This is a genomic window from Bradyrhizobium sp. USDA 3364 (assembly GCF_054056355.1).
Genome location: NZ_JBSRYG010000002.1, coordinates 3,016,280 through 3,029,857, shown reverse-complemented (window position 1 = coordinate 3,029,857; position 13,578 = coordinate 3,016,280). Strand labels below are relative to the sequence as shown.

At 64.3% G+C, this 13,578-nt stretch carries 11 protein-coding genes; 6 read left to right on the top strand and 5 right to left on the bottom strand.

Features of this window, described 5'->3' with window-relative positions:
* Positions 1 to 56: 56 nt before the first annotated feature.
* Entirely contained in the window at positions 57 to 869 is an 813-nt protein-coding gene (locus ACVILL_RS14190) for an RMD1 family protein (protein ID WP_456729606.1), read from the bottom strand.
* A 175-nt stretch (positions 870 to 1,044) separates the two neighbouring features.
* On the opposite strand from ACVILL_RS14190, the gene ACVILL_RS14185 reads away from it, so the two are divergent.
* Entirely contained in the window at positions 1,045 to 1,713 is a 669-nt protein-coding gene (locus tag ACVILL_RS14185) for an MBL fold metallo-hydrolase (RefSeq protein ID WP_456729605.1), read from the top strand.
* Between the two features lies 1 nt (position 1,714).
* Here ACVILL_RS14185 and ACVILL_RS14180 read toward each other — a convergent pair whose 3' ends face one another.
* Together ACVILL_RS14180 and ACVILL_RS14175 are read right to left on the bottom strand one after the other, a co-directional pair.
* Entirely contained in the window at positions 1,715 to 2,896 is a 1,182-nt protein-coding gene (locus tag ACVILL_RS14180) for an extracellular catalytic domain type 1 short-chain-length polyhydroxyalkanoate depolymerase (protein WP_456729604.1), read from the bottom strand.
* A gap of 186 nt (positions 2,897 to 3,082) precedes the next feature.
* Complete coding sequence (locus ACVILL_RS14175) at positions 3,083 to 4,489, bottom strand: MFS transporter (RefSeq protein ID WP_456729603.1); 1,407 nt, start codon at positions 4,487 to 4,489, stop codon at positions 3,083 to 3,085.
* Between the two features lie 297 nt (positions 4,490 to 4,786).
* On the opposite strand from ACVILL_RS14175, the gene ACVILL_RS14170 reads away from it, so the two are divergent.
* The 3 genes from ACVILL_RS14170 (at position 4,787) to dapD (ending at position 8,715) form a co-directional block, all read left to right on the top strand.
* A complete protein-coding gene (locus tag ACVILL_RS14170; protein ID WP_456729602.1) occupies positions 4,787 to 6,028 on the top strand; it encodes an LLM class flavin-dependent oxidoreductase in 1,242 nt (413 codons plus the stop codon).
* A 585-nt stretch (positions 6,029 to 6,613) separates the two neighbouring features.
* Positions 6,614 to 7,600 carry a transporter substrate-binding domain-containing protein gene (locus ACVILL_RS14165; protein WP_456729601.1) on the top strand — a complete coding sequence of 329 codons (987 nt, stop codon included), beginning with the start codon at positions 6,614 to 6,616 and terminating at the stop codon, positions 7,598 to 7,600.
* Between the two features lie 146 nt (positions 7,601 to 7,746).
* Entirely contained in the window at positions 7,747 to 8,715 is a 969-nt protein-coding gene (dapD, locus tag ACVILL_RS14160) for a 2,3,4,5-tetrahydropyridine-2,6-dicarboxylate N-succinyltransferase (protein WP_456729600.1), read from the top strand.
* Here dapD and ACVILL_RS14155 read toward each other — a convergent pair.
* Together ACVILL_RS14155 and ACVILL_RS14150 are read right to left on the bottom strand one after the other, a co-directional pair.
* Positions 8,712 to 9,095: a hypothetical protein gene (locus ACVILL_RS14155; protein WP_456729599.1), complete on the bottom strand. Its 384-nt coding sequence runs from the start codon at positions 9,093 to 9,095 to the stop codon at positions 8,712 to 8,714. The two genes, dapD and ACVILL_RS14155, sit on opposite strands and share 4 nt — an antisense overlap.
* 260 nt (positions 9,096 to 9,355) lie before the next feature.
* The gene (locus ACVILL_RS14150) at positions 9,356 to 10,195 is read right to left on the bottom strand and encodes an SDR family NAD(P)-dependent oxidoreductase (protein ID WP_456729598.1); all 840 of its coding nucleotides are present in this window, start codon (positions 10,193 to 10,195) and stop codon (positions 9,356 to 9,358) included.
* Between the two features lie 178 nt (positions 10,196 to 10,373).
* Here ACVILL_RS14150 and ACVILL_RS14145 point away from each other — a divergent pair, with 178 nt between their 5' ends.
* Together ACVILL_RS14145 and ACVILL_RS14140 are read left to right on the top strand one after the other, a co-directional pair.
* Complete coding sequence (locus ACVILL_RS14145; protein WP_456729597.1) at positions 10,374 to 11,336, top strand: sensor histidine kinase; 963 nt, start codon at positions 10,374 to 10,376, stop codon at positions 11,334 to 11,336.
* A 204-nt stretch (positions 11,337 to 11,540) separates the two neighbouring features.
* On the top strand, positions 11,541 to 13,313 hold the full coding sequence (locus ACVILL_RS14140) for a putative bifunctional diguanylate cyclase/phosphodiesterase (protein ID WP_456729596.1): 1,773 nt from the start codon (positions 11,541 to 11,543) through the stop codon (positions 13,311 to 13,313).
* Positions 13,314 to 13,578: the final 265 nt, after the last annotated feature.

Sequence of the window (13,578 nt, the reverse complement as noted above, 5' to 3'; positions counted from 1 at the left end):
GCGCGCGTTCGCGCGACCCGTTGGCTGCATCCGGGCTACGCTGTTCGCAAGGTGCTTTAGTGGCGGGCCGTCGCCAGTTGATAGATGGTGATCAGCACCTCGAACAGGATCAGGAAGACGATGATCAACTCCAGCCGCAGCGAGCGGCTGGTATCGGTGATGTCGGTCAGCACCTGCGCGGTCTCGGCAACGACGGCGAGCTTGCGGTTCAGCGATTCCGCACGCTCCTTCAATTCATACTCGTCCTCGAGCCGGGCGTAGAGACGCTCGAGCTGCGGCTTGTCCCAGAGGATGTCGGGCTTCTCCGACACTTCGACCGGCCCGGCTACGCGATGCCGCACCGACAGCGCGTTGCCGATGTGCTTGAGGATCGCGGCGCGGCCGCCGAGCACCCGGCCGTCCTTGGCGAGCGCGCGCGCGAACGGCTCGGTGGTGTCGAACACGGCCCGAACCTCGCGCTCGTGCCGCGCCAGCACCACGCTCTTCGCCAGCGCCTCGCCGACCAGGATCAGCCGCTCCGGCGACAGGCTCTGCAGGTAGATCGGACCGCCCGGCGGAATCTGGTCCTCGCGCTCCGCGGCAACCTCGATGATCGCCGTCTCCTCCTCGCGCCGCGCGAACAGGCCGGTCATGCGCGACTGCAGACTGCGCAGGAATTCATCCTCCTCCAGCGCGTTGAGGCCGATCAGCACGACGACGCCATAGCGAAACACGATCGCCACGCCATTGTCATTGACGCGAAACGCCAGCGGCGTCGTGGCCAGCACGTCGCTGCGCTCGAGGCCGGACGTGTTGATGCGGTCCGCGACGAAGAAGGCGCGGGCGGTGGTCCGGGGTCCGCCGAGCGGTGATTTGGGATCCTGGGTCATGAAGTTCCGGACTGCGAGGACTTGACTCATGATCGAGAGCAACCGTGGACCGGTCCGCTCATGAACTTGTATTGCTGGAGGCGACCTTATCACGGTCCGATTTCGGATCACACGCCGGGGCAGATGCATTTCCCGCGCGTGTTGACGGCATTTCCCGGAAGCCTATGGTGATCTCATGAACGAGACAACCGAGACCAAACCGAAGGCCGGCGCGATCATCGTGCCGGTGACGCTGTTCGAGCAGAACTGCACCATCATCTGGCACGAGCCGACCAAGAAGGCGGTGGTGATCGACCCCGGCGGGGACGTGCCGAAGATCCAGGCCGCGATCAAGCAGACCGGCGTGACGGTCGAGAAGATCTGGCTGACCCACGGCCACATCGACCATGTCGGCGGCGCCGCCGATCTGCGCGATGCGTTGCAGGTCAAGATCGAGGGCCCGCATATCGCCGACAAGTACCTGCTCGACAACGTCGTCTCGAGCGGCGAGCGCTTCGGCATGACCGGGGTGCGCAATTTCGGCCCCGACCGCTGGCTCGACGAGGGCGATCAGGTCTCGATCGGCGACCTCACCTTCGACATCCTGCACTGCCCCGGCCATTCACCGGGAAGCGTGGTGTTCTTCAACAAGGAGCTGCGCTTCGCCCATGTCGGCGACGTGCTGTTCGCCGGCTCGGTCGGGCGCACCGATCTGCCCGGCGGCAGCCATCCGACGCTGATCCAGTCGATCAAGGAGAAGCTGCTGCCGCTCGGCGACGATGTCGGCTTCATCTGCGGCCATGGCGCCGGATCGAGCATCGGCCAGGAGCGGATGACGAACCCGTTCCTGACCGGCGAGATGTAGCTTACTTCATCAGCCCCGCGGCGGTTAGCGCCCGCGTGATGACGGCGCCCACGTCGACACCCTTGTTCCGTCGTTTGCGCGGCCGGTCGCTCTTGCGGCCGGATGCGGGCTTCGGCTCGGGCTCGGCCGCAGGCACCGGGATCGTCATGGAGATCGTGTCGGCGTTCTCGCGCGGCACGCCCGTCGGCGCGATCTGCGGCTGACGGGCCTGATCGGTCAGGCCGAAGAATTCCGCGATGTGATAGGACGAGGAGATGCCGGCCTCGATCAGGAACGCGCCTTCGACGCCGTAACGCTCGTCATTGCCGGCAAGACCGAGCGGAGTGCCGTGCGCCATGTCGGTGATCGAGTAGGACTCGACCAGCGTCTCGCCATCGGCATTCCACCACACCTCGCGCGGATGGCCGTCGACGTCCGCCTTCGACATCGCCGCAAGCGGCAAGCCGTGAAGGTCGAGCCACTGCCGGACGATCGCATCGCCATTGCCCGGATGCACGGTGCGGTCGGCGCTGCCGTGCCACACCGAGATCCGCGGCCAGTCGCCGGTGTGCTTGGACGCGTTGCGCACGAGGTCGCCGAGCTCCGGCGCCGACAATGTGCTGCCCTGCATCATGGCGCCCAGCGCCTCGCGCAGAGTGCCGGCAACGCCGAACGGCAGTCCGGCGATGACGGCGCCGGCCGCAAACACATCCGGATAGGTCGCGAGCATGACGGTCGCCATCGCGCCGCCGGCGGAGAGACCGGTCACGAAGATCCGGCGCGGATCGATCTTGTGCGCCGTGGCGATGTGTCCGACCATCTTCCTGATCGACGCGGCTTCGCCCTGGCCGCGCGCTGTGTCTTCCGGATCGAACCAGTTGAAGCAGGTGTTGGCGTTGTTGACTGACTGCTGCTCGGGCATCAACAGCGCGAAGCCGTAATGCCGCGCCAATGTCGACCAGCCGGCGCCGAGATCATACGACGCAGCGGCCTGGCCACAGCCATGCAGCACGACGACGAGCGCGGGCGATCGCGCCAGCTGCTCGGGCACGTAGGAGAACATCTTCAGCGCGCCGGGATTGGCGCCGAATTCGGTCGTCTCGACAAGCGGCGTCGGCACGGCCGGCGCAAGTGCGCCGAGGCCGGTGAACGCATTCATCTTGGGCAGATGACGCAGAAATTCGACGTTGTTGACCAGGGACAACAGCAACTCCTGAGGTGATTTATTCTTGTGTGTCACCCGATCAGATAATTGCTGCACTGCGAAATAAAAAGGCCGTGTGCTGTCATTCCCTGCGGGATTGTGAGAATCGACGTTAACGCGCGTTCCGACGGCAAAGCACGTCATTTACGCACGAATCTTCCGGAACTCCGCCCACAGGTTTCCGGATCATGCCGTGGCGTTGCGCATCCATGACAGAAATACGGCTGAAATTGATATCGACAGCACAAACAATGCGCATGCCGCAAACAACGCCAGATGCGCCGATGTCGCGCTCTCGACGGCGAAGAAGACTGCGCCGATCGCGGCAACCCCGGCGGCGTTGCCGATCTGGGTCGTGGTGCCGTACATGCCGGAGCCGGCGCCGGCGCTTGCGGGCCGCACGCTCGACAGCACCGCGCTCGACAGCGGCGCCATCACCAGGCCCTGGCCGTAGCCGAAGATCATCAGCACCAGTGCGAGCAACAGGGCCGATGGTGCCGCGATGGCCTGAACCGTCGCAACGAGCACGGCGAGCCCAACGATCTGCACCGCGCAGCCCTCGATCAGCACCAGCGTGCCGCGATGCTTCGCGCGCACACCGCTGTGACGCGAGGCGATCACGAAGGTCAGCGCCAGCGGCACGAACACCAGCCCGGCCTCTAGCGGAGGAATCTGCAAGCCTTTCTGCATGAACATCGTCATGATCAGATAGAATGACAGATTGGCGAAGAAGAAGAAAAACACCGCGACCAGCCCGCGCATGAAGGCGGGATCGGACAGCAGCGACAGGTCGATCAACGGCATGCCGCCACGGCGCGCAACGCTGCGCTCGAGCCGCAGGAAAGCCGCGATGACAGCGACACCCGCCGCCATCATCAGCCACACCCAAGCCGTCCAGCCGAGATCGTGCCCGAACAGCAGCGGACCGATCAGGCACAGCAGGCCCACGAACAGCACGATCGCGCCTGATATATCGAGCCGCGTGCCGGCGCGGCGCGGCACCGTCGGCATGATCTGCAATGCGGCCGCGATGATGACGACGCCGCACGGCACGTTGACGAAGAACACCGCGCGCCAGCCGAGGCCGGCGAGATCGAGCGTCACCAGCACGCCGCCGAGCATGAACCCGGCGGCGCCGGCGAGCCCCAGCACGATGCCGTAGATGCCGAAAGCCCGCGCGCGGGCCGCATCGGAGAACAACAGATGCAGCGTCGCCAGCACCTGCGGCACCATCAGCGCCGCGGTTGCGCCCTGCGCGAGGCGCGCGATGATCAGCTCGGGTCCGGACTGCGCGAGACCGCACCACAGCGACGTCACCGAGAAGCCCGCAACGCCGGCGATGAACACATTCCGGGTACCGTGGATGTCGCCGAGCCGCCCGCCGGTGACCACGAGCGTGGCATAGGCGATCAGATAGATCGCGATCACGGCCTCGATCTGCGCCGGCGTTGCGTGCAGCTCCGATGCGATCGTCGGGATCGCGACGTTGACGATGAAGGCATCGACGCCGAACATGAACTGGGCGGCGACGACGATCGCCAGCACCCACCAGCGGCGGGAGGTGTCCGCGCGCGTCGAAACAATCTGGTGCATGCCCTGTCCTGCCCGAAATGACGTGAGGCCCGACATCAGCAGATTCCGGTCATCCCTTCGATTACCTCGGACGTAAGCGTCGGTTCACGGGCGCGTCATCCATGGCGATCCCCACCTGCCCGCGCTCCGCTGCGCAACTTGCGTTGACGCGCTGGGAAACATTCCGGAGGGCGGCAATCGCCGCTGATTTGCGCAACAACCATGCGGGCGCCGCAACCCCGGAGCATTGCCTTGCTTACGCTCACCCCGTAGGTTGGCGGAAAGCCCCCGATAACAATAAGTTGGAGAGAACGACCTATGGCGCGCCTCAAGTTCGGAGCCTTCCTCGCCCCGCATCACCCGATCGGCGAGCATCCGATGCTGCAATTCCGTCGCGATCTCGACTTCGTCGAACAGCTCGACGCGCTCGGTTACGACGAATTCTGGTGCGGCGAGCACCACTCCTCGGGCTGGGAGACCATCGCCTCGCCGGAAATGTTCCTGGCCGCCGCCGGCGAGCGCACCAAGCGCATCAAGCTCGGCACCGGCGTGATCTCGCTGCCCTATCACCACCCCTTCAACGTCGCTCAGCGCATGGTGCAGCTCGACCACATGACCGGCGGCCGCGCCATCTTCGGCTCCGGCCCCGGTGCGCTCGCCTCCGACGCGCATACGCTCGGCATCGACCCGATGACCCAGCGCGACCGCCAGGACGAGGCGATCGCGGTGATCCGCCGCCTGTTCAACGGCGAGCGCGTCACCGCCAAGACCGACTGGTTCGAGATGCATGACGCCGCGCTGCAGATCCTGCCGCTGCAGGAGGATATGCCGTTCGTGGTGGCCTCGCAGATCTCGCCGTCGGGCATGACGCTCGCCGGCAAATACGGCATCGGCATCATCTCGCTGGGCTCGATGTCGACCCAGGGCCTGATGGCGCTGCCACAGCAATGGCAATTCGCCGAGGATGCCGCCAAGAAGGCCGGCACCACGGTGAGCCGTTCCAACTGGCGCGTGCTGCTGTCCTGGCACATCGCCGAAACCCGCGAGCAGGCGCGGCGCGAGGCCGGCGCCGGGCTGATGCGCTGGCACAACGAATATAATGTCGGCACCTTGATGCGGCCGGGCCTGACCGCATTCGCCTCGCCGGATGAGGCGGTCGACAAGACCGCGTTCGTCGAGGGCGCTGCGTCGACCATCGGCACGCCCGATGACCTGATCAAGATGATCAAGAACCTGGTCGACGTCTCCGGCGGCGTCGGGTCGATTATCGGCTTCGCCCATGACTGGGCCAATCCGGAAAACACCCGCCGCAGCTGGGACCTGGTCGCGCGCTACGTCGTGCCCGAGATCAACGGCTATATCGACGGCCTGCGCAAGTCGCGCCAGTTCCTGGTCGACAACCGCGCCGTGTTCGAGCGCGCCGGCCAGGCCGTGATGGCCAAGATCATGCAGAACGACAAGGCCGCCGCTGCGCTCCAGCAAACCGGCCCCGGCCGCGTCGCGATCCCGGCGGTCAATGCGCCTGACCTCGCGAAGGCGGCGGCGAAGCAGAAGGTGTGATTTGCTCCTCTCTCTTGGGAGTGTAAAGGAGTCGCAAGATCGCGCCACGTCCACCGCTGTCGTCCCTTCGAAAGCATTCGAAAGCAGGGACGACACCGAGTGTGTTGTACGGCCGCTGAGTCAAGCGCCGCATTCTCGTGACATCGTTTTTCCGCGCGACTGAAGGCTCACGGTTACCGTGCAGTCCGGCACAACGGTCAGCCGGGTCCTGCGGCAAACTGAGCCCTTGGATGGACGTCAGACGCCGGACGGGAGGCTCGTCGTGAAGCCCACCGCGACCGTTTCGATCAGGGTTTCCGCGGAATTGCCCCATTGAGGTGCTTTGGCTCGTATGGGGCCTAGATCGAGGAAAGCATGAAGCCGTTAGATGAGCTCGCGTTCGTCTCGCATGGCCCTCGTCCAAAGGAAGACGTTTCGCGTCCAGCGAACAGCGACGAGGCATGCACGCGAGATCGAACGTCGCCATTCAAGCGGTTGATATCTTCGCTGTGGCCCGCCTTGCTGTGCTTCGTATTGCTGACCCCAGCCGGGTCGGGCTCCCTTCTTCATGCTCAAGAGAAAGCAGCGCCTGATCGAGAATGGGTGGTGGCGACCAAGGTGGCGCCCCCGTTCGCGATCAAGCAATCGGACGGCGGCTGGGACGGGATCAGCATCGCTCTTTGGAAGAGAATCGCCGAGAAGGAGCATCTGCGTTATCGCCTGGTCGAGACCCCGAGCGTTCCGGAATTGCTGGATGGCGTAGCCAACGGCACGTTCGATGCCGGCGTCGCCGCGGTCACAGTGACCGCAGCGCGCGCACGCAACGTCGACTTCACCCAACCCTTCTACAATACCGGACTCGGAATTGCCGTCCCGATCAATGAAAATCCGTGGGTCTCGATCGGACGGGCGCTTCTATCCTTTAACTTCTTTCAAGCCGTCGGCGTGCTGCTGTGCATCGCAATGGCCGTCGGCCTTCTCATCTGGATGCTTGAGCGGCACAAGACGGAGCATTTCGCCGGTGGCACCAAAGGACTTGCCACCAGCTTCTGGTGGTCGACGATCGCCATGACCCAGGCCGGAGCGGCCCAAAATGCACCGGCCACGCTCCCGGGCCGGATCGTCGCAATGGGGTGGATGATCGCCTCGGTCATCGCCATTGCTGTCTTCACGGCCGGCATCACGTCCACCCTCACGCGCAGAGGGCTCGAGGGCGCGGTTCACGGCTTCAACGACCTGCGCTCCGTGCGTGTCGGCGCGGTCGAGAACTCTGCGACGACCGACTACTTCAGTCGTCAAAGGCTATCATTCCGGGCATTTCCCGACATTCAGAGCGGCCTCTCGGCGCTGGCGCACGGCCGGATCGATGCCTTCGTGCACGACAAACCGCTGCTGACCTGGATGGTCCGCAATGATTATTCGAGCCTGGTTCGCATTGTCGATACGAGCTTTGGCAGCGAGAGTTATGCGATCGTGCTGCCGAAAAACAGCGCCACGCGGTCGACGCTGGATCTTGCCGTGCTCGATCAGATTGAAAGCGATTGGTGGCAGCAAAAGCTGTTTGAGACGCTCGGAACCGCTCGATCTCCCTAACGCCGCCGGACAAGGCGCAACACGGAGACGATGTCCGATGGGCCGCATTCGACCGAATTCGGATGTGTTTGAGAGCGCAGACGTTGCCACTTCGACGAGAACTCGCATATGCTCCGCGTGCAGGATCGTAATGTGAGAAATTCAAAATGGCGATGGAGGTGAGGGGCGCGAGAGGCGAGGGATTTGCGACGATTGCCGCTGATGGTCGCGTGTTGGATTCCTGGTTTCTTCGGCTAGGCCTGGTGGAGGCGGGCAAGACGGCAACGGTACGGCTGACGAGTGACGAGATCAACGGATCGTTGGGGCCGTCGGCAGACGGATATGCGCGACACGACGACATCCGCAATGTCGACATCGTTGCCATTCGTACAGAAATTGACTCCCTCACGTCTGCGCCGATTGATGTGCACGACGCATATCTGCGGCTCCATCTTCTGAGCCACCGGCTCGTTCAGCCACATTGCCTGAACCTTGAAGGAATTTTCGGTCTGTTACCGAACGTTGCCTGGACGACACCCGGTCCCTGTGAATGCTCTCGTGTAGCGGAAGCGCGAATCCTGGCACGAAAGCATGGCCTTCCGTTTGAGGTGACAGGCGTGGACAAGTTTCCGCGCATGACCGATTACGTGACGCCTCCGGACGTGAGAATTGCAGATGCGGATCGCGTAAGGCTCGGAGCCTACCTGGCCCCGGGCACAACCGTCATGCATGAAGGCTTTTGCAATTTTAATGCGGGCACGCTCGGTCCATGCATGGTCGAAGGCCGGATCAGCGCCGGCGTGGTTGTCGGAAGCGGCAGCGACGTTGGTGGCGGAGCGTCGATCATGGGCACTCTGTCCGGAGGAGGGAAAGAGAGGATCACGGTTGGTGAGCGCTGCCTGATCGGAGCCAACGCCGGCATCGGCATTTCATTGGGCGACGACTGTATCGTCGAAGCGGGCTGCTATATCACCGCAGGCGCGCGCATCCTTCTGGAAGATGGCCGAGTCCTGAAAGCGAGAGAACTCTCGGGCCAGAAGGGCCTTCTCTTTCGTCGCAATTCCCAGAGCGGCGCTCTTGAGGCAACCAGACGCACGACAAACTGGGACGGCCTCAACGCGCAACTTCACGGCTAACGCGCGATGCGATTTGTCTGAATCAACATCGCGCTTTGGCTTCTTGCTTGAGCATGATCCTTTCGGAAAGCCGCTTCACACTTTCCCGGATCATGCTCCAGGCCACCGTTCGCGGTTGAAGCGGACGCCCATGAATAAAGGCTAGCCACCGCACCAATCCCGACGACGTCGATGCCGTCGACGCGGCCGCGGATCGGGAGCGTGCCGAGGTCGCTGACCGGAAATGGCGGCGGGGCCGCGAAGCGGACCATCGCCGCGCGTGAGGCAAGAAAGCCGCCGTCGACCCGGCGGCTCAGTTCCTCCGGCCGCGCCGCGGTGTTCATGACATCGCCGTTGAACACGATCGCGCGCTTGACGTCGCCGATCTCGCCGACGATCACGGGCCCGAAATGCAGGCTGCCGCGGATCTGCGGCACCGCGCCGAATTCGCGCTCGAACTTCGGCGTCACCTTTTGTAGCGCGCGGCGCATCGCCACGAAGCAGCGCAGCGGCCGGCAATCAGCGGCGTCGCCCCGCCGCTCCCCCGGCTCAGACCGACAGCGACGCCGGACAGGATTCCAACCGCGACCACGGCAGCGAATCGTTGCAGCTTCCGCTCGACCCTCGCGTTCATGCTTCCTGCCCCGGCGACGCCGTTCTGCTACGCCCCCTGATCGAACGCCTTGCGCAGCGCGACGTAGCCGGCCTGCTGCTGGCTCCAGTTGCGGCCGCCGGTGATGGCGCCGTCGACGACGAGGTCATGGCCGTTGATGAAGCTCGACTCGTCGCTCGCCAGGAACACCGCGGCATGCGCGATGTCGTCGGGCAGGCCGGCGCGCGGGATCGGCTGCGCCGCCTTGTAGACCTCGCGCATCACGGCCGGGGTTTTCTCGGCCGCTTCCGTCGACAACCCGAGCGCCTTGCCGAAGATGCCGGTGGCGATCGCACCCGGCGAGATCGAATTGACGCGGATGCCGGACTCGCCGAGCTCCATCGCCACGCATTTGGTGAAGTGAATGACGGCCGCCTTCGCCGCGCCATAGACCATCGACGAGGAGAAGCCCGCGAGCCGTCCGGCGATGCTGCCATTGTTGATGATGCTGCCCGAGCCCTGTTGGCGCATGTAGGGCGCTGCGTGCTTCATGCCGAGCATGACGCTGCGCACCAGTGTTGCCATCGCGGCGTCGAACCGCACGACTTCGAGGCCCTCGATGCCCCCGGTCTGTGCGGGACCGCCGGCATTGTTGAACAGGCAATCGATCCGGCCGAACTTCTCCACCGCAAGCGCGATCAGCGCCTGCATCTGCTCCTCGACCGTGACGTCGGTCTGACGGAACACGCAATTGCCGCCGAGCTGGCGCGCCAGCGCCTCGCCTTCCGGAGCGCGGCGCCCGGCAATCACGATCCGCGCGCCTTCCGCGACAAAGACCTCCGCCGTGCGCAACCCGATGCCGCTGGTCGCGCCCGTGATCACCGCGACCTTGCCGTCCAGCCGTCCCATGCCGGTCCTCCAACTTACGTCTGATGTTGCGGATATTCCCCAGCCGCTCCCGGCAACGCAAGCGCAGGCGCGATGAGCGGTGCGAAAGGTCCGCCTGTTGCCAGAAGGCCACAACTGCGGTTTTTCGGTCGCAGCGGCCTTATTTTGGGTCGCCTGTTCACGTGAACTGGAACGACCGATGGCGAAGTGGATCGACGATTTCAGGGCGAGCTGGCGGGGCGATTCCCAGCCTCCGACGCTGCTTGCGGTCGCCTTCGCGGTGCTTTGTCTCGTTTTGGCCACGGCGGCGCGATTCGGACTCGCCCAGATCAGGCCGGACGTGTTCTTCACGCCGTATTTCCCGGCGGTATTCTTCGCGACCGCGCTTGGTGGCCTCCGGATCGGGATCGCAACCACGCTGGCAAGCGGCCTGCTCGGGGTCGTCCTGAATTTCAGCAGCACGCACGCCGATCCGGCGCGCTTTGCGCTCTTGATGATCTTCTGGGTGGTGTGCGGCATCGCGATCTGGGGCGTGGAGCACTACCGCTCCCTGGTCGCGCAGCAACGTGAAGTCTCCAAACGGCTGATCGAGGAGGAGCAGTACCGCAAGATCGTGGTCGACGAGTTGCAGCACCGGCTGAAGAACAAGTCCTCGACCATTCATGCCGTGCTGCATCAAGCGCTGCAGGACCGGCCCGACGTCTGGCAGCGTATCGATCATCGCATCCGCGCGCTCTCCGCGACCGACGATCTGATCGCCCGCGTCGACGGCTATGGCTGCGATATCAAGGATTTGCTGCGCTCGGAGCTCGGACCTTACGGCCATGTGCGGTTCAATCTCAACGGCGAGCAGCTGTTCCTGCCGGCCAAGCTCGCCGTCTCGCTGGCACTGATCTTCCATGAACTCGCAACCAACGCCGGAAAGTACGGCGCCTTCTCCTCGCCGCGCGGGTTTCTGCAGGTGTCGTGGACGGTGGACGATGGACGTCTCAACGTGATCTGGGACGAGACCGAAGGACCGGTGGTCGAGGTGCTCGGCGAACCCGGCTTCGGCACCAAGCTGTTGAAGTCGGCACTGCGGCCGTTCGACGGCAAGACCGAGATCAGTTACCTGAAGACCGGTGTTCACTGCACCATGCAGTGCAGGCTTCCGAGCTGTTGATAAGTCGGCTTTCCGGCACAGCCGCAGCTGTCGATGCAACCGCGCGCTCCGCAATCGCTTTCACCGGCGACTAAGCCCGACATTGATACTCTGTTAATGACGATTGCCGCGACGGCTTGCGAAAGCTGCCCGGGTCTCATTCTGTCACGGCATTTCGAAGGTCCGCTTAACCAAAACTACAACGGACTTTGCCAAGGTCGGCGCATGCATAGTTTCACCAAACACGATTTTCAGACGGGCGCGGCGGCAGCCGGCCAGGACGACATTTCCGGCCACGAACTGCGCATCTTGCGCGACCTTCTCCAGCTGCTGCCGGCGGGCGTCACCGTGCAGGACGAACAAGGCGAATTCATCCTGGTGAACGAAGCGGCAGCGAGCCAGTTGCAGCTCGCCGCCAGCGCGAGCCAGCCGCCGCCGGCCGACGAACGCCTCGCCGCCAATCTGGACCTGCTGCGCAACGGCCGCCCTGTGGTGCTCGAGGAAGTCCTGTCCTGCGGCGCATCCAAACATGTGTTCCTCACCTCGCACCGGCCGGTCCGGATCGGCGGCCGCAATCTCCTGATCTCGACCTCGACCGACATCAGCGAGCAGAAGGCATTCGAAGACCAGCTGTTCCGCTCGGCCTATTACGACGAGCTGACCGGGCTGCCGACTCGCCGGGTGATCGAGCATCGCGTCAGCGGCCTGATCCGCGACTCCTCGCAGAGCCGTTTCGCGCTCGCCTTCCTCGACGTCGACAATTTCAAGCACATCAACGACTATTACGGCCACGCGATCGGCGATGCGCTGCTGGTCGAACTGTCGAAGCGGCTCGGCCACGCGCTCCGCGACACCGACATCCTGTCGCGCATCTCCGGCGACGAATTCCTGCTGCTGCTGAACCCGATCAGCGGCAATGACGAGGTTGCCGAGTTCATCCATGTCATGCAGGAGCGGCTGAAGGCGCCGTTCTTCATCGAGGACTCCGAGATCTTCGCCTCGACCTCGATCGGCGTCAGCCTCCACCCGGTGCATGGCGGGAGTTACGAGGCGCTGCGCCAGAATGCCGACATCGCGATGTACCGCGTCAAGAACAACGGCAAGGGCTCGACCGCGTTCTTCGACAACAGTATGGAGCGCGAGGCGCTGGCGCGAATGAAGATCGAGCAGTCGCTGCGGCTGGCGATCCTGGAAAAGCGCTTCTGCTGCGCGTTCCAGGCCAAGGTCGATATCCGGACCCAGGAGGTCAAGGGCATCGAGGCGCTGGTGCGGTTGCGCGACGATGAGGGGGTGATCCAGGCGCCCGGCACCTTCATCAACCTCGCCGTCGAGCTCGGCCTGATCGACGAGCTGACGTTCCTGGTGCTGGCGGAAATCGTCAAGTCGATCGACCTGATCAACGACACGTTCGGCTCGACCGCGACGATCAGCATCAATGTCGCAGCCAAGCAGGCGGGTAACATCGAGTTCATGCGCCGCTTCGCGCGCGCAATCGAGGACACCGGCTTCCCGAAGCGCTTCATGATCGAGGTGACCGAGGACGCGTTCGTGACCCGGTCGCATTTCCAGGACCAGATCCTGCCGATCCTGCGCGGCATCGGCGTCGGCATCTCGATCGACGATTTCGGCATCGGCTATTCGTCGCTGTCGGCGCTCGCCGACATCACCGCCGACGAGATCAAGATCGACCGCTCGTTCATCACCGACATCCACAAGCGGCCGCGCAGCCAGGGCATCTTGCGCGCGATCGAGTCGCTGAGCGAGGCGCTCGGCATGACCGTGGTCGCCGAGGGCATCGAGTCCTACGAGGAGCTCACCTATCTGCAGGCGGCGACCAAGATCCGCTATGCCCAGGGCTATTACTTCGCCAAGCCGATCTTCCTCGAGGATCTGAAGCCCGCAACGCCGGTCGCCAGCGAGACGCGCGCCAGCCTGGCGGCGCGCCCGGCGCAGGACGGCCGCCAGAGCTACTCGCGCGCCAGCGGCTTTCGGCGGTAAGGCGATCCGAGACTATCAAGCACCGGCTGCCAGCGCTTCACCTCGCTCCGCCTGCGGGTGTGGGGAGTCTCCGCGTGCACAACCCTGACCGCATTTGCGGAAGGCAGCCCCTCACCCCGTAAGAACGGGGAGAGGGAGAGAAGTCGCGTTCGCAACGGGTCACGCGCTCCAACGCATCCGGCCCGCCCTACTTCTCCAGCACCGGCAGCGGCGTCACGCCGTTATCGGCGGGGCCGGCCTGCATCGCGATCAGCGTCATCGCCCG